The 19,917-nt window shown below is 68.6% G+C and carries 18 protein-coding genes, 1 rRNA gene and 1 riboswitch; of the genes, 14 read left to right on the forward strand and 5 right to left on the reverse strand.

Annotated elements, in window-relative coordinates; all coding sequences use genetic code 11:
* The 11 genes from rrf to ACWD4G_RS41015 all read left to right on the forward strand — a co-directional run.
* Positions 1-95, forward strand: a 5S ribosomal RNA gene (rrf, locus tag ACWD4G_RS40965); the annotation flags it as partial.
* A gap of 110 nt (positions 96-205) precedes the next feature.
* Entirely contained in the window at positions 206-814 is a 609-nt protein-coding gene (locus tag ACWD4G_RS40970) for a CDP-alcohol phosphatidyltransferase family protein (protein WP_451302979.1), read from the forward strand.
* A gap of 115 nt (positions 815-929) precedes the next feature.
* Positions 930-3,425 carry a sugar phosphate nucleotidyltransferase gene (locus ACWD4G_RS40975; RefSeq protein WP_451302981.1) on the forward strand — a complete coding sequence of 832 codons (2,496 nt, stop codon included), beginning with the start codon at positions 930-932 and terminating at the stop codon, positions 3,423-3,425.
* Between the two features lie 98 nt (positions 3,426-3,523).
* Complete coding sequence (locus ACWD4G_RS40980) at positions 3,524-4,429, forward strand: DUF881 domain-containing protein (RefSeq protein ID WP_451302983.1); 906 nt, start codon at positions 3,524-3,526, stop codon at positions 4,427-4,429.
* Positions 4,426-4,758 carry a small basic family protein gene (locus ACWD4G_RS40985; protein ID WP_009343209.1) on the forward strand — a complete coding sequence of 111 codons (333 nt, stop codon included), beginning with the start codon at positions 4,426-4,428 and terminating at the stop codon, positions 4,756-4,758. Before ACWD4G_RS40980 ends, ACWD4G_RS40985 begins: the two co-directional genes overlap by 4 nt.
* A gap of 5 nt (positions 4,759-4,763) precedes the next feature.
* Positions 4,764-5,639, forward strand: a complete 876-nt coding sequence (locus ACWD4G_RS40990) for a DUF881 domain-containing protein (RefSeq protein ID WP_451302985.1) — start codon at positions 4,764-4,766, stop codon at positions 5,637-5,639.
* A gap of 148 nt (positions 5,640-5,787) precedes the next feature.
* Positions 5,788-6,654 (forward strand): FHA domain-containing protein, encoded by an 867-nt coding sequence (locus ACWD4G_RS40995; RefSeq protein ID WP_451303084.1) that lies wholly within the window; start codon positions 5,788-5,790, stop codon positions 6,652-6,654.
* 40 nt (positions 6,655-6,694) lie between these two features.
* Entirely contained in the window at positions 6,695-7,450 is a 756-nt protein-coding gene (gene ftsR, locus ACWD4G_RS41000) for a transcriptional regulator FtsR (protein ID WP_451302987.1), read from the forward strand.
* A gap of 84 nt (positions 7,451-7,534) precedes the next feature.
* A complete protein-coding gene (locus ACWD4G_RS41005; protein ID WP_005475662.1) occupies positions 7,535-8,008 on the forward strand; it encodes a bifunctional nuclease family protein in 474 nt (157 codons plus the stop codon).
* Positions 8,009-8,264: 256 nt separating this feature from the next.
* Positions 8,265-8,951, forward strand: coding sequence for a MerR family transcriptional regulator (locus ACWD4G_RS41010; protein ID WP_451302989.1), 687 nt, complete (start codon positions 8,265-8,267; stop codon positions 8,949-8,951).
* 110 nt (positions 8,952-9,061) lie between these two features.
* On the forward strand, positions 9,062-10,426 hold the full coding sequence (locus ACWD4G_RS41015; protein WP_451302991.1) for a DNA polymerase IV: 1,365 nt from the start codon (positions 9,062-9,064) through the stop codon (positions 10,424-10,426).
* Positions 10,427-10,445: 19 nt separating this feature from the next.
* Here ACWD4G_RS41015 and ACWD4G_RS41020 read toward each other — a convergent pair whose 3' ends face one another.
* On the reverse strand, positions 10,446-10,814 hold the full coding sequence (locus ACWD4G_RS41020) for a PRC-barrel domain-containing protein (protein ID WP_451302993.1): 369 nt from the start codon (positions 10,812-10,814) through the stop codon (positions 10,446-10,448).
* A 130-nt stretch (positions 10,815-10,944) separates the two neighbouring features.
* Positions 10,945-11,041, forward strand: a riboswitch (glycine riboswitch).
* Between the two features lie 171 nt (positions 11,042-11,212).
* Between ACWD4G_RS41020 and gcvP the strand changes: the two genes are divergently transcribed.
* On the forward strand, positions 11,213-14,098 hold the full coding sequence (gene gcvP, locus ACWD4G_RS41025; protein ID WP_451302995.1) for an aminomethyl-transferring glycine dehydrogenase: 2,886 nt from the start codon (positions 11,213-11,215) through the stop codon (positions 14,096-14,098).
* Between the two features lie 121 nt (positions 14,099-14,219).
* Here gcvP and ACWD4G_RS41030 read toward each other — a convergent pair whose 3' ends face one another.
* Both ACWD4G_RS41030 and ACWD4G_RS41035 read right to left on the reverse strand, forming a co-directional pair.
* A complete protein-coding gene (locus ACWD4G_RS41030) occupies positions 14,220-14,420 on the reverse strand; it encodes a DUF5999 family protein (protein ID WP_451302997.1) in 201 nt (66 codons plus the stop codon).
* A gap of 438 nt (positions 14,421-14,858) precedes the next feature.
* Positions 14,859-15,443, reverse strand: coding sequence for a hypothetical protein (locus ACWD4G_RS41035; protein ID WP_451302999.1), 585 nt, complete (start codon positions 15,441-15,443; stop codon positions 14,859-14,861).
* A gap of 570 nt (positions 15,444-16,013) precedes the next feature.
* Between ACWD4G_RS41035 and ACWD4G_RS41040 the strand changes: the two genes are divergently transcribed.
* Both ACWD4G_RS41040 and ACWD4G_RS41045 read left to right on the forward strand, forming a co-directional pair.
* Positions 16,014-17,528: a glutamate--cysteine ligase gene (locus tag ACWD4G_RS41040; RefSeq protein WP_451303001.1), complete on the forward strand. Its 1,515-nt coding sequence runs from the start codon at positions 16,014-16,016 to the stop codon at positions 17,526-17,528.
* 124 nt (positions 17,529-17,652) lie between these two features.
* Positions 17,653-18,453, forward strand: coding sequence for a CPBP family intramembrane glutamic endopeptidase (locus ACWD4G_RS41045; protein WP_451303003.1), 801 nt, complete (start codon positions 17,653-17,655; stop codon positions 18,451-18,453).
* Here ACWD4G_RS41045 and ACWD4G_RS41050 read toward each other — a convergent pair.
* On the reverse strand, positions 18,443-19,255 hold the full coding sequence (locus ACWD4G_RS41050; RefSeq protein WP_451303005.1) for a PhzF family phenazine biosynthesis protein: 813 nt from the start codon (positions 19,253-19,255) through the stop codon (positions 18,443-18,445). The genes ACWD4G_RS41045 and ACWD4G_RS41050 overlap by 11 nt on opposite strands.
* Positions 19,256-19,344: 89 nt before the next feature.
* The gene (locus ACWD4G_RS41055; protein ID WP_451303006.1) at positions 19,345-19,917 is read right to left on the reverse strand and encodes a dihydrofolate reductase family protein; all 573 of its coding nucleotides are present in this window, start codon (positions 19,915-19,917) and stop codon (positions 19,345-19,347) included.

Consider the following 19,917-nt stretch of genomic DNA (forward strand, 5'->3'; position numbering starts at 1 on the left):
AAACGCCCGGTTACATTCCGAACCCGGAAGCTAAGCCTCATAGCGCCGATGGTACTGCAGGGGGGACCCTGTGGGAGAGTAGGACGCCGCCGAACTCCTTTTACAGCTCTGGCTCTTGGGCAATCCTGCCCAGGAGCCAGAGCTTTTTTGCGTTGAGGTAGGGTCAGGGGGCATCGTTGGCTCATTTCGCACAGGAGGCCCCCGGGTGGAGGTCCAGGAGACCCGGGTCCAGACGGACCGGGTCCTCACCATCCCGAACATCCTCAGCATGGCGCGGCTCGTTGGCGTGCCCGTCTTCCTGTGGCTGATTCTCTGGCCCGAGTTCGGCGGCCCCAAGGTCGACGGCTGGGCGCTCCTGGTGCTGGCTCTGAGCGGCGTCAGTGACTATCTGGACGGCAAGTTGGCCAGGCGCTGGAACCAGGTCAGCAGCCTTGGCCGGCTCCTCGATCCCGCGGCCGACCGGCTCTACATTCTGTCGACTTTGGTGGGTCTCACCTGGCGTGAGATTCTGCCAATTTGGTTGACGTCTGTACTGCTCTTGCGGGAGTTGGTTCTGCTGGTGATGGTGGGCATCCTCAGACGGCACGGCTATCCGCCGCCGCAGGTGAACTTCCTTGGGAAGGCGGCCACGTTCAACTTGATGTATGCCTTCCCGTTGCTCTTGCTCAGTGACGGAAGTGGATGGATCTCGTCACTCGCTGCTATTTTCGGATGGGCGTTCGCCGGATGGGGTACAACGCTGTACTGGTGGGCAGGAATCCTCTACGTGGTTCAGGTCCGCCGACTTGTCAGTGCGGACGCCATGGCCGATTGAGCCCGCCCGGTGAGGCGGCCGTAGTGGCTCGATGGCCCGCGTCGGAAAAGTGCGGGACAATCTGGACGGGTGAAGTCGGCTAGACCGTCGTCTCTTCAAGGAGGACGCTTCCGACATGAAGGCCGTCGTGATGGCCGGAGGTGAAGGCACACGCCTTCGCCCTATGACCTCGAGCATGCCCAAGCCGCTCCTGCCGGTGGCCAACCGGCCGATCATGGAGCACGTTCTGCGGTTGCTCAAAAGGCATGGGCTCAATGAGACCGTCGTGACTGTCCAGTTCTTGGCGTCACTCGTCAAGAACTACTTCGGTGACGGCGAGGAGCTCGGAATGGAGCTCACCTATGCCAATGAGGAGAAGCCACTCGGTACCGCCGGGAGCGTCAAGAACGCCGAGGAAGCACTGAAGGACGACGCTTTCCTCGTCATCTCCGGCGATGCCCTGACCGACTTCGACCTCACCGAGCTCATCAATTTCCACAAGGAAAAGGGTGCACTGGTCACCGTCTGTCTGACCCGGGTGCCGAACCCCTTGGAATTCGGTATCACGATCGTCGATGAAGAGGGCAAGGTCGAGCGGTTCCTGGAGAAGCCGACCTGGGGGCAGGTCTTCTCGGACACCGTGAACACGGGCATCTATGTGATGGAGCCCGAAGTCTTCGACTATGTCGAGCCCGATGTGCCCGTCGACTGGTCCGGCGATGTCTTCCCACAGCTCATGAAGGAGGGCAAGCCGATCTACGGCTATGTCGCCGAGGGCTACTGGGAGGACGTCGGTACCCACGAGAGCTATGTGAAGGCGCAGGCCGACGTCCTGGAGGGCAAGGTCGACGTCGAACTCGACGGGTTCGAGCTGTCGCCCGGAGTATGGATCGCCGAAGGCGCCGAGGTGCATCCCGACGCCGTACTGCGCGGGCCCCTCTACATCGGGGACTACGCCAAGGTCGAAGCCGGCGTCGAAATCCGTGAGCACACCGTCGTGGGCTCGAATGTCGTCGTGAAGAGCGGGGCCTTTCTACACAAGGCCGTTGTCCACGACAACGTCTACATCGGGCAGCACAGCAATCTACGTGGCTGTGTGGTCGGAAAGAACACCGACATCATGCGTGCGGCACGTATCGAGGACGGTGCCGTGATCGGTGACGAGTGCCTCGTCGGCGAGGAATCGATCATCCAGGGGAACGTCAGGGTCTATCCCTTCAAGACGATCGAGGCCGGCGCCTTCGTCAACACCTCGGTGATCTGGGAGTCCCGGGGGCAGGCGCATCTCTTCGGGGCTCGTGGTGTGTCAGGAATCCTCAATGTGGAGATCACTCCCGAGCTGGCCGTGCGGCTGGCGGGGGCGTATGCGACGACGCTCAAGAAGGGCTCCACCGTCACCACCGCCCGGGATCACTCCCGAGGCGCGCGTGCTCTGAAGAGAGCGGTGATCTCGGCGCTCCAGGCCAGCGCCATCGACGTACGGGACCTGGAGAACGTACCGCTGCCGGTGGCTCGGCAGCAGACCGCTCGGGGCAGTGCCGGCGGGATCATGATCCGGACCACGCCCGGGGTTCCTGATTCCGTCGACATCATGTTCTTCGACGGGCAGGGAGCGGATCTCTCGCAGGGCGGGCAGCGCAAGCTGGATCGGGTGTTCGCACGGCAGGAATACCGGCGTGCGTTCCCCGGTGAGATCGGGGACCTGCACTTCCCGGCCAGCGTGTTCGACTCGTACACCGGATCGTTGCTGCGGAACGTCGACACCACCGGGATCGCCGAGTCGGGGCTCAAGGTCGTCGTGGATGCCTCCAACGGCAGTGCGGGGCTCGTACTGCCCAGTCTGCTCGGCAAGTTGGGCGTCGATTCGCTGACGATCAATGCCGGACTCGACGAGTCCAGGCCGACCGAGACGGCTGATATGCGGCGGAAGGGGCTGGTGCGGCTCGGTGAGATCGTGGCGTCGTCGCGGGCCGCGTTCGGTGTGCGGTTCGATCCCGTCGGTGAGCGGCTGTCGCTCGTGGACGAGAAGGGGCGGATCGTCGAGGACGACCGGGCCCTGCTGGTGATGCTCGACCTGGTGGCCGCGGAGCGGCGGAGCGGGCGGGTGGCGCTGCCGGTCACCACCACTCGCATCGCCGAGCAGGTCGCGGCGTACCACGGCACTCAGGTCGACTGGACGACCACCTCGCCTGACGACCTGACCCGGGTCGGCAGGGACGAGACGACGATCTTCGGTGGTGACGGGCGCGGTGGGTTCATCGTCCCGGAGTTCAGCAGTGTCTTCGACGGGACGGCGGCCTTCGTACGGCTCATCGGACTGGTGGCGCGGACGCAGCTCACGCTCAGCCAGATCGACGCGCGGATTCCGCGGGCGCATGTGCTGAAGCGGGACCTCGCGACCCCGTGGGCCGTCAAGGGGCTTGTGATGCGTCGGGTCGTGGAGGCGGCTGGGGATCGCTTTGTCGACACCACCGACGGTGTACGGGTCGTGGAGACCGACGGGCGGTGGGTGATGGTCCTGCCGGACCCGGCGGAGGCCGTCACGCATCTGTGGGCCGAGGGGCCCGACGACGCCTCGGCGCAGGCCCTGCTCGATGAGTGGTCGGCGGTCGTGGACAGCGCCGGACGCTGAAACCCCTCGCACGCGCGCGTGCCGGACAAGTGCCCCCAACGGGGCCTGTCCGGCACGTCGGTGGGGCCATTCGGAGGTAGCGGTCGCGACGTGCGACGATGTGCGGCATGCCGCAGCAGCCCCCCGTTCGGAGCACACCCACGCGCGCGTCGCGTCCGGACGCCTCCATGTCGCTGCTCACCAACGTCATGGACCACAGCCTCGACGACGGATACGCCGAGGCCGCCGCCCGTCGGAAGGCCGAGGGTGTCGAGGGCATGCCGAAGACGGTGCGGGCGAAGCTGGGGCTCGCGGCCGGGCTGGTGCTGGCCGCGCTCGTGGTGACGGTGGGCGCGGCGGAGGCGCGTATCAGCGCTCCTGTGGTCGCCAAGGAGCGCGAGGAGCTCATCGACCGCATCCAGCGGGAGACAGCCGCCGCCGACGAGCTGGAGAACACCGTCGACGGGCTCCGGGACGATGTGAGTGCCCGGCAGCGCGAGGCGCTCAAGGACGGCGGCGGGAGCGAGCAGGGCGAACTCGTGGGCATCCTGTCGGGCGCCGTCGAGGTGCACGGTCCCGGGGTGAAGCTCGTCGTCAACGACGCCAAGGGCGCCACCCGAGGCGGTGACGGTGACGCACGCGAGACCTCGGGGTTCTCCGACACCGGACGCGTGCGCGACCGCGATATGCAGCGGGTCGTCAACGGGCTGTGGGAGTCGGGCGCCGAGGCGGTCTCGATCAACGGGCAGCGGCTGACCGCGCTGTCGGCGATCAGGGCCGCGGGCGACGCGATACTGGTCGACAACAAGCCGCTGGCGCCTCCCTACACGGTTCTGGCCGTGGGGGACGGGCAAAGGTTGAGCACCAGGTTCCAGAACAGCCCCGACGGGCTGTACCTGCACGCGCTGCAGGAGAACTTCGGCATTCGGACGGCCATCTCCACCGAGGACGATGTCACGGTGCCCGCCGCGCCGAGTGTGATCGTACGTACAGCAGAACCGAGCACAGAGAAGGGCACATCGTGATCGCCGTACTGGGCCTCGTCCTGGGAGTGGTGGCCGGACTGTTGGTCCGGCCCGAGGTGCCGGCGGTGGTCGAGCCGTATCTCCCCATCGCCGTCGTGGCGGCGCTCGATGCCGTGTTCGGTGGTCTGCGCGCGATGCTGGACGGCATCTTCGACGACAAGGTCTTCGTGGTGTCGTTCCTGTCGAACGTGGTCGTGGCCGCCCTGATCGTTTTCCTGGGCGACAAGTTGGGTGTCGGCGCCCAGCTGTCCACGGGCGTCGTGGTCGTGCTCGGTATCCGGATCTTCTCCAACGCCGCGGCGATTCGCCGGCATGTCTTCCGGGCGTGAGGCCGATGAGCGAGCTGGACGAGACCGCGAAGAAGAGCCGGGGGAGCGGCGGGGGAGAGGACGACACCCCGACGACCCGGCTGCGCCGGGAACTCCCCGAGGAGGTGCCGGCCACGGCCCCCGTGGAGCCCGCCGAGACCGAGCCGGAGACGAAGAGCGGCCTCACCGGACGGCAGCGGCTGGCCCAGGGGCTGTGGCCGCCGCGCTTCACGCGGGCCCAACTCACCGTGGCAGCCCTGCTGTTCGGCCTCGGCTTCGGTCTGGCCATCCAGGTGGCCTCCAACAACGACGACAGCGCGCTGCGCGGGGCACGTCAGGAAGATCTCGTACGCATCCTCGATGAACTGGATGACCGTACTCAGCGTCTGGAGGAGGAGAAGCAGGGTCTCGAAGATCAGCGCACCGAGTTGGAGAACAGCTCGGATCAGGCCGAGGAGGCGCGCAAGCAGACGGTCGAGAAGGAGCGACAACTCGGCATTCTGGCGGGCACGGTGGCCGCGCAGGGACCCGGCATCACGCTGACGATCAACGACACGAAGGGAACGGTCGAGGCTGACATGCTGCTCGACGCGATCCAGGAGCTGCGCGCGGCCGGCGCGGAGGCGATCCAGGTGAACGGCGTACGCGTCGTCGCCAGCACCTATCTGACCGATTCCGGGGATGGAATCAGCGTTGATGGGAACAAGATCACCCAGCCTTTTCGTTTCAAGGTCATCGGCAATCCGCAGGACCTCGAACCCGCACTGAACATCCCCGGAGGCGTGGTGCAGACACTGGAGAAGGAGCAGGCCACCGTGACCGTGGAGCGGGCGGACAAGATCGACGTGGACGCCTTGCGGGCTGCGAAGCAGCCTGACTACGCTCGGTCGTCCTCCCAGTGAACCGCAGGTGCATGGGGACCGTCCGGCGAGGGCATGAGGTTGCGGGGGGTCGGCGCATCGAATGGGTGGTGCGTGGTGGAAACTGTCTGGTGGAGACGGACGTTGTGAGGATGTCCGGGTCGGCCAGTGAGGTCAGTCAGGGTTCGTCCTGCCCCACGGGCGGGTCTGTTTCGGTCAAGGGGAATCGCCCGTGAAGTTGTTTGCGAAGTTGTTCGGCAAGAGCGCGCGAGAGGGTAGCGACAACGCGACCTCCCGTCATCGCGCGCAGCCTTCGGAGGCGGAGGGCCAGGGCGGTGACCGCCCGCTGTTCCGGGACCAGGTCGCTGGTCCGGGCGGTGACATTTCCGGAGGTCAGGGCGTGCCGTCTGTTGACCCCGCACAGTCCGGCCGCATAGGTTTCACAGACCCGTCAACCTCAAGTCCGGGTGGAGGGTTTGCCTCCGGCCCCTATGCGTCCAATGCTCCGGAGGACCCGTCGATGTCGGCCCTGGTGTGTACGAGGTGCGGTAACCGCAACGCGGAGAACAGCCGCTTCTGCTCGAACTGCGGTGCTCCGCTGAGGGCCGGCGCGGTCCCCGAGCGTCCGTCCGAGACGACCTCCACGATCTCCATCTCCGGCCTGGAGGCCTACGACTCCGAGGTCACCGGCCAGACCCAGCTGCCCTCGCTCTCCCCCGAGGCACAGGCCGCCGTCGACGCGCTGCCGCTCGGCTCGGCGCTCCTGGTCGTCCGCCGAGGACCGAACGCCGGCAGCCGCTTCCTGCTGGACAGCGACCTGACCACGGCCGGCCGCCACCCGCAGAGCGACATCTTCCTCGACGACGTGACCGTCTCACGTCGTCACGTGGAGTTCCGCCGCGGCCAGGACGGCTCCTTCACGGTCGCCGACGTCGGCAGCCTGAACGGCACGTACGTCAACCGCGAGCGCATCGACCAGGTCGCCCTGCACAACGGCGACGAGGTGCAGATCGGCAAGTACCGGCTGGTCTTCTACGCGAGCCAGCGGGGCTACTGACCCTCCCCGGACCGCGTCCGGGGGACCCCAGGGAAGGTCCATGCTTCGAACAACGAGCGGTGGTGCCGACCACGGCACCGCCGCCGCGGACAGTGGCCTGATGAGCATCGGCACGGTGCTGACCGCGCTGCGCGAGGAGTTCCCCGAAGTCACGATCTCCAAGATCCGCTTCCTGGAGTCGGAAGGGCTCATCGAGCCGCAGCGGACCCCCTCGGGGTATCGCAAGTTCAGCCCCGAGGACGTCGAGCGCCTCGGCCATGTCCTGAGGATGCAGCGGGACCACTATCTGCCGCTCAAGGTGATCCGCGAGCATCTGGAGGCCCTGGAGCGCGGTGAGGACGTACGGCTGCCGTCCGTCGGCCGTCAGCGCGACATCGGCGACGGGGAGCGCCTGAGCGACCTCCTGGGGGAGCCCGAGGAGCCCGCGGTCGCCAGGATCGGGCGCTCCGAGCTGCTCGCCGGCGCCGCGATCGACGAGGAGCAGCTGGCCGAGTGGGAGTCGTACGGGCTTGTGACGCCGCTGGCGGACGGCTCGTACGACGCGGAGGTCCTCACCGTCGCCACACTGGTGGTGGAACTGGGACGGTTCGGCATCGAGCCCAGGCATCTGCGGGTGATGAGGGCCGCCGCCGACCGTGAGGCGGGCCTCGTCGACCAGGTCGTCGCCCCGCTGCGGCGCCATCGCAATCCGCAGACCAGAGCGCATGCGGAGGAGCGTGCCAGGGAGCTGGCGGGGCTCACGGTCAAGCTGCATGCCGCGCTGGTGCAGAGCGCGCTGGGTGTACGGCTTCGCTGAAGCGGGGTGTTCGCCTGTGGCGGATCGGTCGGCCGATCTGTGCCCGACTACCCAAACATCCCGAGCACGGCCTAGGGTTGCTGTGTGAACGAGCTCGATGTCGTAGGTGTCCGGGTCGAAATGCCCTCCAACCAGCCGATCGTGCTCCTGCGTGAAGTGGGAGGCGACCGTTACCTCCCCATCTGGATCGGCCCAGGGGAGGCGACGGCGATCGCTTTCGCCCAGCAGGGCATGGCCCCCGCGCGACCGCTGACCCACGATCTGTTCAAGGACGTGCTGGAGGCCGTCGGCCAGGAGCTCACGGAAGTGCGCATCACCGACCTGCGTGAGGGCGTCTTCTACGCGGAGCTGGTGTTCGCCAGTGGGGTCGAGGTCAGCGCGCGGCCGTCCGACGCCATAGCGCTGGCGCTGCGGACCGGTACGCCGATCTTCGGCAGTGACGGTGTGCTCGATGACGCGGGTATCGCCATCCCGGACGAGCAGGAGGACGAGGTGGAGAAGTTCCGCGAGTTCCTCGACCAGATCTCGCCCGAGGACTTCGGCACCAACAGCCAGTGACGCCGGTGCGCGGGATCGCGCGGGGTGCGGGGCCGTGAGCCCGTTGAGTGCGCCCATGTGCCGTTGCTTCGGTCGCCCGGACCAGGGTGGTGCCGGGCGGGTCCGGCGCTGAGCATTCGGCTAGCCTTTCCCCGCGGAAGGGCACGGGAAACCACTCTCAGGGTGATTATCACTCGGCGTGGCGAGTGCGATGGTCGTTGACGCACCCCTGATGGCTGCCTACCGTCGAGAAGGCAGGTCAAGGACGGAGGTCGGCGTGAGAAGCAGCGGCGACGGTACGACGGCTGGGGGTGCCCCCGGACGCGGTCTGGGGGAGAGCGGCCCGTACCCTCCCTACAGCTCTCGGCTTCACCCGAGCGGGGGATACCCCCATCGCGGCGGCGCGGCCGGTCAAGTCCCACAGCGGCCCATGGCCGTACAGGACGGTACGCAGGCGGCCCCCGAGCCGCACGAGAACATCGGCTACCGGGGCCCCACCGCGTGTGCGGCGGCCGGCATCACCTATCGGCAGCTCGACTACTGGGCCCGCACCGGGCTCGTGGAGCCGAGCGTGCGGCCCGCCCATGGGTCGGGGACGCAGCGCCTCTACAGCTTCCGGGACGTCGTCGTCCTGAAGATCGTGAAACGGTTCCTCGACACGGGCGTGTCCCTGCAGAACATTCGCACGGCTGTCCAGCACCTCCGGGAGCAGGGGTTCAGCGATCTTGAGCGGATGACGTTGATGAGCGATGGCGCCACTGTGTATGAGTGCACATCGCCGGACGAGGTTCACGCGTTGCTGCAAGGCGGACAGGGGATCTTCGGGATCGCTGTCGGGGTCGTTTGGCGTGATGTGGAAAGCGCTCTCTCGCAGTTGCACGGAGAGCGGGTGGACACCGGGGAGACGCTGGTCGGGCACAACCCGGCGGATGAGCTGGCGCGTAGGCGCAACCGGGCGGTGTGAGGCCGCACCGGGCCGTGTGAGGGCACCTCACCCGGTTTGAGGCTGAAGCCAGGGAGCGCCGAGGCGGCTCTGGTGGGGCGTTGTCAGTGGCGTAGGGCAGCATCGGAGATGTGAGAACCACGCCCACGATCCTGCATCTCGACATGGATGCCTTCTACGCCTCGGCGGAGCAGGCATCCAAGCCGAGCCTGCGCGGCAAGGCCGTCATCGTGGGTGGGCTCGGTCCGCGCGGTGTGGTGGCCACCGCGTCGTACGAGGCCCGGGTGTTCGGTGTGCACTCGGCCATGCCCATGGCGCAGGCGCGGCGGCTCGCGCCGAACGCCGCGTATCTCACGCCGCGCTTCACGTTCTATCGGGCCATCAGCGACCAGGTCATGGGGCTGCTGCGGGCGTTGTCGCCGCTGGTGGAGCCGTTGAGCCTCGATGAGGCGTTCGTGGATCTGGAGGCCGGGGGAGCGGCCTGGGACGAGGAGTCGGCGCGGCTGACCGGGGTGAAGCTGCGCGCCGATATCCGGGCGGTGACCGGGCTGACGGGTTCCGTGGGGCTCGCGGCTTCGAAGATGCTCGCGAAGATCGCGTCGGAGCAGGCGAAGCCCGATGGGCTGGTGCTGATCGAGCCGGGGACCGAGGGGGCGTTGCTGGGGCCGATGTCGGTGCGGATTCTGCCGGGGGTGGGGCCGGCGACCGGGGATCATCTGCGGCGGGCCGGGATCACCACGGTCGAGGAGATCGCGGAGGCGGGGGAGGACGAGGTCGTACGGCTGTTGGGGAAGGCCCATGGGCATGGGCTGTACGCGATGGCGCTGGCGCGGGACGACCGGGCCGTGGTGGCCGAGCGGGACACGAAGTCCGTGTCGGTGGAGGACACATATGACGTGGACATCCATGACCGGGTGCGGGTGCGGATGGAGGTGCGGCGGCTGGCCGATCGGTGTGTACGGCGGCTGAGGGGGGCCGGGCTGTCGGGGCGGACCATCGTGCTGAAGGTGCGGCGGTTCGATTTCTCGACGCTGACGCGGTCCGAGACGTTGCGGGGGCCGACCGACGATCCCGCGGTGGTGCGGGAGGCGGCGGGGCGGCTGCTGGAGGCCGTGGACACGACCGGTGGGGTGCGGCTGCTGGGGGTCGGGGTGAGTGGGCTCGCCGACTACACGCAGGAGGATCTGTTCGCCCAGGCCGCGGGGGAGCCGGATCTCGTCGAGGAGGAGACGGTGGAGGAGGTCGTGGTGGAGGAGAGCGGGCCCGTCGAGCGGCAGTGGCGGGCCGGGAACGATGTGCGGCATGCCGAGTACGGGCACGGGTGGGTGCAGGGGAGCGGGCTCGGGCGGGTGACCGTGCGGTTCGAGACGCCGGGGTCCGAGCCGGGGAGGGTGCGGACGTTTCGGGTGGACGACCCCGATCTGGAGCCGGCCGAGCCGTTGCCGCTGATATCGGATGGCGTGGGGCCGAAGCTGGAGTCGGGGGCGGCGGGCTGAGGGCCGGGTGGGGGTCGGGTCAGGGGGTTTCCTGGTCCGAGATATGGCCGAAGTCGTGGTCCGGGGGCGGGGGCGGGGCTGTGTCCAGGCCGTAGTGGTGGTAGAGCTGGAGTTCCTGTTCGGGGGAGAGATGGCGGCCCACTCCGAAGTCGGGGGCGTCCTTGATGAGGGCGCGGTCGAAGGGGACGTGGAGGGTGCCCTCGACGAGTTCGCTGGGCTCCAGGGGGACGAAGGCATCGCGGCCGAAGAGGCCCATGCGTATCGCGGCCCACTCGGGCGTGCCGGTGGCGTCGTCCAGATAGACCTCGTCGACCGTACCGATCTTGGTGCCCTTGCGGTCGAACGCCTTGCGGCCGATCAGATTGCGCGGATCGATGTCGGTCTGCACGGGCCCTCCAAGTGGTCGCAGAGGATTCGCGAGTCATCACTCATCGCCTACCACTACGAAAAGGCACATCGCGGTGAGGGGCCACTCGAAGACCGTGCGTTGCGCCCGCTGATACGCTGGCAGCGGCTGCTGACCCCGTGCGGGAGAGTTCTCCGGACACCATCCGGAGGCGCCGAAGGAGCAAATCCTCCCCGGAATCTCTCAGGCTCACGTACCGCACGGACGAGGTCACTCTGGAAAGCAGAGCGGGTGTCGACGGTTTCCGCTCTCACCGACGGTGAAAGCCGGTCCGTACCCGGGCCGGTGAAGCTCTCAGGTCGAGATGACAGAGGGGGAGGCCGTCCGGGCACCCGTCCCGTGGTGCCCCTCGAAGGTCGTCGGACCAGGAGGCCTCCGCAATGACCGGTCAACACATTCCGCTCACAGATCTCGAACAGGGGATTCCGTTCGAACGGCGTCACATCGGGCCCGATGTCGAGGCCCGGGCCAAGATGCTCGCGCAGGTCGGGTACGGCTCGCTCGACGAGCTGACGGCCGCGGCCGTACCGGATGTGATCAAGAACGCCGAGGCCCTGGAGCTGCCGGGGGCGCGGACCGAGGCCGAGGTGCTCGCCGAGTTGCGGGCGCTCGCCGATCGCAATCAGGTCGTCGGGTCGATGATCGGGCTCGGGTACTACGGGACGTTCACTCCGCCCGTCATCCTGCGGAATGTGATGGAGAACCCCGCTTGGTATACGGCGTACACGCCGTATCAGCCCGAGATTTCCCAGGGGCGACTAGAGGCGCTGCTGAATTTCCAGACCATGGTCGCGGATCTGACGGGGCTGCCGACCTCCGGTGCCTCGTTGCTCGACGAGGGGACGGCCGCCGCCGAGGCCATGGCCCTGTCGCGGCGGATGGGGAAGAACAAGAAGGGGCTCTTCCTCGTCGATGCGGATACCTTTCCGCAGACCGTGGCCGTGCTTCGGACGCGGGCCGAGCCGACCGGGGTCGAGGTGGTCGTCGCGGATCTGACCGACGGGATTCCTGAGGACATCGCCGCACGTGAGATCAACGGGGTGCTGCTCCAGTACCCCGGCGCCTCCGGGGCCGTGCGGGACCTCAAGCCCGTCGTCGAGCAGGCACACGGGCTGGGGGCTCTCGTCACCGTCGCCGCTGATCTGCTCGCGCTGACATTGCTGACCTCGCCCGGGGAACTGGGCGCCGACATCGCGGTCGGGACGACGCAGCGGTTCGGGGTGCCGATGGGCTTCGGCGGGCCGCACGCCGGTTACATGGCCGTGCACGAGAAGTTCGCGCGTTCCCTGCCCGGGCGGCTCGTCGGGGTGTCCGTGGACGCGGACGGACACAAGGCGTACCGGCTCGCCCTGCAGACGCGGGAGCAGCACATCCGCCGGGAGAAGGCGACCAGCAATATCTGCACGGCTCAGGTGCTGCTGGCGGTCATGGCGGGGATGTACGCGGTGTACCACGGGCCCGAGGGGCTGCGCACCATCGCCCGGCGTACCCATCGGTACGCCTCCGTCCTGGCCGCCGGTCTCACCGCGGGCGGGGTCGAGGTGGTGCACGGTGCCTACTTCGACACGGTGACCGTGCGGGTGCCGGGGCGCGCTGCCGAGGTCGTGGCGGCGGCTCGGGAGAACGGCGTGAATCTGCACCTCGTCGACGGCGATTCGGTGTCGATTTCCTGTGACGAGACCACCACGCGGGCGCAGCTCGCTGCCGTATGGGGCGCGTTCGGGGTGGACGGCGATGTCGAGGCGCTCGATGCGGCTGCCGGGGACGTGCTGCCGGAGGGGCTGCTGCGGGGCGACGCGTATCTCACGCACCCGGTGTTCCATCAGCACCGGTCCGAGACCGCGATGCTGCGGTATCTGCGGCGGCTCGCCGACCGGGACTACGCACTGGACCGGGGCATGATCCCGCTCGGCTCCTGCACGATGAAGCTCAACGCGACCACCGAGATGGAGCCGGTGACGTGGCCCGAGTTCGGGCAGCTGCACCCGTTCGCGCCCGCCGAGCAGGCTCAGGGCTATCTCACGCTCATCCATGAGCTGGAGGAGCGGCTGGCCGAGGTCACCGGGTACGACAAGGTCAGCCTCCAGCCGAACGCCGGATCGCAGGGGGAGCTGGCGGGGCTGCTGGCCGTACGCGGGTACCACCGGGCGGGCGGGGACGAGCAGCGGACGGTGTGTCTCATTCCGTCGTCCGCGCACGGGACGAACGCCGCCAGTGCCGTCATGGCCGGGATGAAGGTCGTCGTCGTGAGGACCGCCGAGGACGGTGAGATCGACGTCGAGGATCTGCGGGCGAAGATCGAGCAGTACCGTGACGAGCTGGCGGTGCTGATGATCACGTACCCGTCGACGCACGGTGTCTTCGAGGAGCACGTCGCCGACATCTGCGCTCAGGTGCACGACGCCGGCGGGCAGGTGTATGTCGACGGGGCCAACCTCAACGCGCTGGTGGGGCTCGCCAAGCCGGGGCGCTTCGGTGGGGACGTCTCGCATCTGAATCTGCACAAGACGTTCTGCATTCCGCACGGTGGCGGTGGCCCGGGTGTCGGGCCGGTGGCGGTGCGTGCGCATCTGGCGCCCCATCTGCCGAACCATCCGCTGCAGCCCGCCGCCGGGCCCGAGACGGGTGTGGGGCCGATCTCGGCGGCGCCCTGGGGGTCGGCGGGCATACTGCCGATCTCGTGGGCGTATGTGCGGCTCATGGGCGGGGAGGGGCTCAAGCGGGCCACCCAGGTGGCGGTGCTCAGCGCCAACTACATCGCCAAGCGGCTGGAGCCGCACTACCCCGTGCTGTACACGGGGCCGGGCGGGCTCGTCGCGCACGAGTGCATCGTCGATCTGCGGCCGCTGACCAAGGCGACCGGGGTGAGCGTGGACGACATCGCCAAGCGGTTGATCGACTACGGCTTCCACGCGCCGACGATGTCGTTCCCGGTGGCGGGGACGCTGATGATCGAGCCGACGGAGTCGGAGGACCTCGCCGAGCTGGATCGGTTCTGCGAGGCGATGATCGCGATCCGGGCGGAGATCGAGAAGGTCGGGTCGGGGGAGTGGCCCGCCGACGACAATCCGCTGCGGAACGCTCCGCACACCGCCGCCGCGCTCGGCGGGGAGTGGGAGCACGCGTACGGCCGCAGGGAGGCCGTGTTCCCGGCCGGGGTCGTGCCCGCCGACAAGTACTGGCCGCCGGTGCGCCGGATCGACCAGGCCTTCGGCGATCGGAACCTGGTCTGTTCCTGCCCGCCGCTGGACGCCTACGAAGAGTAGTCACCCGCTGATACGCGTCGGGGCCGGTGCGGAGAGTGCTTCTCCGGCCGGCCCCTCATGTGTTCCGGGCGGGCGCCGTCGTCGGCGCGGGCGCGCGCCCTCTGTGCTCGGGACGTGCGGCTCAGGCGGCCGTCATCACGGTGCCCACCGGACGGTGGGGGGCGATGATCTGGCCGTCCGGCAGGAGCTCACCGGTGTCCTCGAAGAGCAGAACGCCGTTGCAGAGCAGGCTCCAGCCCTGCTCGGGGTGGTGCGCCATGAGTCGGGCGCCTTCCCTGTCGGCGGATTCGGCTGTCGGGCAAGGTGGCTGGTGCTGGCACATGGTTGGTGGGATCTTTCGCTCTGTCGTGTGGTCGGTGGGTGTTTTGTCTGTCCTGTGGCTTGAAGCCCCGTTCATGGCCGCCCCCGTGGTGATGATTCGGTCCGGTCCCAGTCTTGCCCCACGGGCGTCAATCCGCAGGGATTTCGCGGCACCGCTTCTCACAGGTTGATGACGCTTCGCCGACGCGGACGGTTCATCGGAACCGCGCTGTCCTTTCGGGTGGTTCCCCGTGGTCGGATGGGGCTAGTCCGGCGGGGAGACGCCCATTTTCCTGCTCGTCCGAGCGTATTGCCGCGCGGAAGAGCGGAATATCTTGTCGGTGGTGAACGAGTACCCCGCCACCGGTATATCGGCGGCGGGGTACGAGGGCGGTACGAATGAGGAAAGCGGTCCTGAACTCGGGCGGGCCCAGGTGGGTCAGGTGGGGCTTGGGCGGGTTCAGGCGGGCGAGCCGAGGAGCGGGGCCGGGGTCAGCCGGGTGGTCAGTACCGGCAGGAGGTCGGCGACCCGGTGCGGGCGATGGGCCGCGATACCGGGCGGGGCCGGCGCCAGCGGCACCAGCAGGTCGGTCGGCGCCGGGTGGCCGGTGGCGCCGTCGGCGGTGTGGTCGGCGTGCAGCCAGAGCGTGAGCATGTACAGCTCGGGCACCGACAGCAGGCGCGGCTGGTAGGGCTGGGGCATCAGCTCGGCCTGGCGCAGGGCGCGCTCGGTGGAGGTGATGTACGGGCCCTCGAAGAAGTGGGAGAAGGCCCATCCGTCGGGCATCAGCCGGGTCTCGGCGGCGGCCACATGGCGGTCGTCGCTGCTGATCAGGAAGCGCCAGCCGGTGAGGCGTGTGGTGCCCGCGCCCTCGGGGGTGATCCGGTCGAGGACATGGACGGGCAGCGGGAGTTCGGGGCACGTGGGCCCCTGGGCGTTCTTCAGGGACGGTGTTCGCGCCTCGCGGACGGCGGTGGGGGAACCGAGTGCCGTGAGGACGGTGCGCAGGGCGGGCGCGGGAGCCGGGGGGACATGCAGCGGCATGGTGGGTCGCCTCTCATTCGACAGGCACGGTGGCGCGAGGGCGGGGGCGGACGACGCTGTCAGCTCTCGGGGATCGGAGAGACGGGTGCCCGGGGTCCGGATGCGTGGGAGATGGTCCGCCGCGCGTGGCAGACGGCAGGACCGAGGACCGCGAGTGCCGACTCTCAGCCTCGATTGCGGAGTTTATACGACACGTGTTCAGATGGCGTTTCGTCTAGCTGTCCTGGATATGAAGAGCAAGGCGGTATCCGGTCGCCGAAGTGCGGTATTCCTCCCGATTACCGAGCGGTGTCGGTCGGTGACCTCGGATTGTCGTGCCGTGGCGGTCGGCCGGTTCTCGTCGGCGCTTTTCACGAAAGCCTGACGGGTAGAAAGCGCATGCTCATTCTTGCCCGGTGAATGTGCCAGACGCACGCCGAGTGAATATCGTCGAAGGAGACCGCGCTCAGCCTAGCGTGGGCAGGTCGCGCGCGGGGCGTTATCGACGGCTCTGCCTGGGCATCATCAACCGTGGACCCGGGACAGCAGTGGCCGGCTCATCGGCCTGCCCATCCGAGGAGGGACACTTCGATGGGGGAGAAGGTCGTAGCGGGGCCCTTCGGCCTGTCCGACCGGCAGCTCTACCGCGACAAACTGCGGCAGTGCCTGGAGGGGCTGGCGCGGTTGCTGGCGGAGAAGCGATTCGACCGCCCCAAGAACCTCATGGGCGTCGAGATCGAGCTGAACCTCGTCGGGGCCGACGGTCTGCCGAGAATGATGAATGCGCAAGTACTGGAGCGGATTGCGAGCCGAGATTTCCAAACAGAACTCGCCATGTTCAATCTGGAAGTGAACATCGCCCCACATCGGCTCGGGGGGAGGGTTTTCGACCGGCTTTCCGAGGAGCTGCGTACCTCCCTGGCGTATGCCGACCGGAAGGCGGGCGAGGTGGACGCCGCCATAGTGATGATCGGCATTCTGCCCACACTCGACCGTGACGATCTGGTCTCCTCGAACCTCTCCGACAACGACCGTTACACGCTTCTCAACGATTCGATCGTCGCCGCCCGGGGTGAGGACTTCACCCTCGACATCGACGGCGTGGAGCGGCTCGTCTGCACCTCCAAGTCGATCGCGCCCGAGGCCGCGTGCACCTCCGTGCAGCTGCATCTCCAGGTCACGCCGGCCCGGTTCGCCGATGTGTGGAACGCGGCCCAGGCGGTCACCGCCGCGCAGATCGCCATCGGCGCCAACTCACCGTTCCTGTTCGGGCACGAGCTGTGGCGGGAGTCGCGGCCCCCGCTGTTCCAGCAGTCCACGGACACCCGGCCGCCCGAGCTGCAGGCGCAGGGCGTACGGCCGCGTACCTGGTTCGGCGAGCGGTGGATCTCCTCGGCGTACGACCTCTTCGAGGAGAATCTGCGGTTCTTCCCGGCGCTGCTGCCCATCTGCGACGACGAGGACCCGATCGCCGTCCTCGACGAGGGGCGGGTGCCCTCGCTCGCCGAGCTGACCTTGCACAACGGCACGGTGTACCGCTGGAACCGGCCCGTCTACGGCATCGCCGACGGGGTGCCGCATCTGCGGGTGGAGAACCGGGTGCTGCCCGCCGGGCCCACCATCACGGACGTGATCGCCAACGCGGCCTTCTACTACGGTGTCGTACGCTCCCTCGCCGACGAGTCGCGGCCGGTGTGGACCCGGATGCCGTTCGAGGTGGCCGCCGCGAACTTCGACGAGGCGTGCCGGCACGGTATCGACGCGCGGCTGCGGTGGCCGCGCGGCCGCTACGGCGGGGTGACGCCGGTGGACGCGGTGCAGCTCGTACGCGACGAGCTGTTGCCTCTCGCGGAGGCGGGGCTGGACGCGTGGGGTGTCGAGCCGGTCGACCGGGACTTCTATCTCGGGGTGATCGAGGAGCGCTGCCGGCGTCGGGTCAATGGGGCGTCCTGGCAGGTCGAAACGTTCCATCGGGCGCTGTCCAAGGGGCTCGGACGGGATGCCGCGCTGGCCGCCACCACGCGTCGCTACAGCGAGCTGATGCACTCCGGGGACCCGGTGCACACCTGGCCGGTGGGGCTGCCGGAGCCGGTGCCGATGGGGTGAGGGTGAGCTGTGCCCTGAGCCGTTCCGTAATCGCACTGGGGCCTCGCACGCACACCGCCGGAAAGATCCCTGGCGTCGCGGGTGATGATGGTGCCCCGGCGGGGTCGGACTACTGGAGGCACGGGTGCAGGGGCAGGCGGAGTCGGTGGACGGGGCTGTGCCGTGGGAGCGGCCGGGGCGGCGGATTCTGCGGGACGAGACGCTGCTCGTACTGGCGCTGTCGCTCGGTGCGAGCGGGGTCTCCGCGCTGATCAGCTTTATCGGCTCGGTCACCAAACCGGGCGGGCTGAAGGACCAGGCGGCCACCATGAACGCCTCGGCCGCGCCGGGCCGGCCCTGGCTGGACCTGGCGTGGCAGCTCTTCGGGATCACGACCGCGCTGGTACCCGTCGCGCTGGTCGCGCACTTCCTGCTGCGTGAGGGCGCGGGGCTGCGGACGCTGGGCTTCGACCGTACGAAGCCGTGGCCCGACCTCGGGCGCGGGGCCGTGATCGCCGCGGTGATCGGCAGTACGGGCATCGCCTTCTATCTGGCGGCCCGGGGGCTCGGCTTCAACCTCACGGTGGTGCCGGAGGCGTTGCCCGAGGTCTGGTGGAAGTACCCGGTGCTGGTTCTCTCCGCGATCCAGAACGCGATCCTGGAAGAGGTGATCGTGGTCGGGTATCTGCTGCGTCGGCTCCAGCAGTTGGGGTGGTCGCCGGAGAAGTCGCTGGCGGCCAGTTCGGTGCTGCGCGGGTCGTACCACCTGTACCAGGGGATCGGCGGGTTCGTCGGGAACATGGTGATGGGCGTGGTGTTCGTGTATCTGTACCGGCGGTGGGGGCGGGTGGGCCCGCTGGTGGTGGCCCACTCGCTGCTCGACATCGGGGCGTTCGTGGGATACGGGCTGCTGGCCGGGAAGGTGGGCTGGCTGCCTACCGGGTGAGCAGGTCGCCCTCGATGACCGTGACCGCGCGGCCGGTCAACAGGGTGCGGTCGCCGCGGAGTTCGGTGTGGACGTGGCCCGAGCGGCGCGAGGCCTGGAGGCCGGTGAGGGTGGGGCTGCCGAGGCGCTCGGACCAGAAGGGCGCGAGGGCGGTGTGGGCGCTGCCGGTGACCGGGTCCTCGTCGATGCCGACGTTCGGGAAGAAGCAGCGGGAGACGTAGTCGTGGCCGGCGGTGGGATCGGCGGACCGGGCGGTGGCGATGATGCCGCGTTCGGAGAAGCGGCCGAGGGAGCGGTGGTCGGGGCTGAGGCCGAGGATCGTCTTCTCGTCGGCCAGTTCGAGCAGCAGGTCGCCCACGTTCGGGCCCGTGTCGAACGCGGCGAGCGGCTCGGCGCCCAGAGCCTCGGCGACGCCCTCCGGGAGGGCGACCGGGGTGAGGGGCGCGGTCGGGAAGTCCAGGGTGAGGGCGCCGTCCGGGTGGGGCGTGGCGACGAGGACTCCGCTGCGGGTGGCGAACCGTACCGGGCCCTCGTGGGCGCCCGTGGTCGTGAGGACATGTGCGGTGGCCAGGGTGGCATGGCCGCACATCGCCACCTCGGCGACCGGGGTGAACCAGCGCAGCGCCCACTCGCCCTCGCCGCCCTCGGGGAGGGGGTGGGCGAACGCGGTCTCGGCGTGGTTGACCTCCATGGCCACGTTCTGCAGCCAGGCGTCGTCCGGGAACGAGTCGAGGAGGAGGACTCCGGCCGGGTTGCCGGAGAAGGGGCGGTCGGTGAAGGCGTCGACGATACGAATGCGCATGGGACGACGTTAGGCGCGGGGTGGCAGGGCGGGCCAAGGCCAATTCCGGGTGTCTGGACTGGTTTTGGGGCCTGGAATGGCCTGGCCCCTCACCGGCGGACCCGGTAGCGCAGGTGCAGCACGCGGTCGCCCTGGATCACCGTGTGGGGGTCCTCCAGCAGATGCTGGGCGTCGGTCGAGCCGAAGTACCGCTTGCCCCTGCCGAAGACCACCGGGACGACGTCCATCGCCACCTCGTCCACCAGGCCCAGGGCGAACGCCTGGCCGCCCATGTCGCCCGCCGCGACGCCGACGGTGCGGTCCCCGGCGAGTTCCTTGGCCTTCGCGATGGCCCGGGTCACGTCGTCGACGAAGTGGTACGGGGCCTCCGGGTGCCAGCCCTCGGGCTTGGGCCGGTGCGACACCACGACGATGTGCTCGCCCGCGGGCGGCTTGCCCTCCCAGCCGTTGGTCATGTCGAACACATGGCGGCCGACCACCAGCGTCCCGATGCTCGCCAGCATCGGTCCGACGTAGTCGGCCGAGGTCCGGGAGACCTTGGCGTATGCGCCGAGGGTGACATCGCCGTTGGCGTACCAGTCGAACAGGGGGCCGACCTGGTCGTTCTCGTCGGCGATGAAGCCGTCCACGGACACGACGTTGTGCATGACGACGGTGCTCAT

This window comes from Streptomyces sp. NPDC002643, assembly GCF_053592555.1.

Coding starts and splice junctions, on each gene's coding strand:
- ACWD4G_RS40975 (WP_451302981.1), top strand. CDS start 930: ATGAAGGCCGTCGTGATGGCCGGAGGTGAAGGCACACGCCTTCGCCCT.
- ACWD4G_RS40980 (WP_451302983.1), top strand. CDS start 3,524: ATGTGCGGCATGCCGCAGCAGCCCCCCGTTCGGAGCACACCCACGCGC.
- ACWD4G_RS40990 (WP_451302985.1), top strand. CDS start 4,764: ATGAGCGAGCTGGACGAGACCGCGAAGAAGAGCCGGGGGAGCGGCGGG.
- ftsR (WP_451302987.1), top strand. CDS start 6,695: ATGCTTCGAACAACGAGCGGTGGTGCCGACCACGGCACCGCCGCCGCG.
- gcvP (WP_451302995.1), top strand. CDS start 11,213: ATGACCGGTCAACACATTCCGCTCACAGATCTCGAACAGGGGATTCCG.
- ACWD4G_RS41030 (WP_451302997.1), bottom strand. CDS start 14,420: ATGTGCCAGCACCAGCCACCTTGCCCGACAGCCGAATCCGCCGACAGG.
- ACWD4G_RS41035 (WP_451302999.1), bottom strand. CDS start 15,443: ATGCCGCTGCATGTCCCCCCGGCTCCCGCGCCCGCCCTGCGCACCGTC.
- ACWD4G_RS41040 (WP_451303001.1), top strand. CDS start 16,014: ATGGGGGAGAAGGTCGTAGCGGGGCCCTTCGGCCTGTCCGACCGGCAG.
- ACWD4G_RS41050 (WP_451303005.1), bottom strand. CDS start 19,255: ATGCGCATTCGTATCGTCGACGCCTTCACCGACCGCCCCTTCTCCGGC.
- ACWD4G_RS41055 (WP_451303006.1), bottom strand. CDS start 19,917: ATGAGCACCGTCGTCATGCACAACGTCGTGTCCGTGGACGGCTTCATC.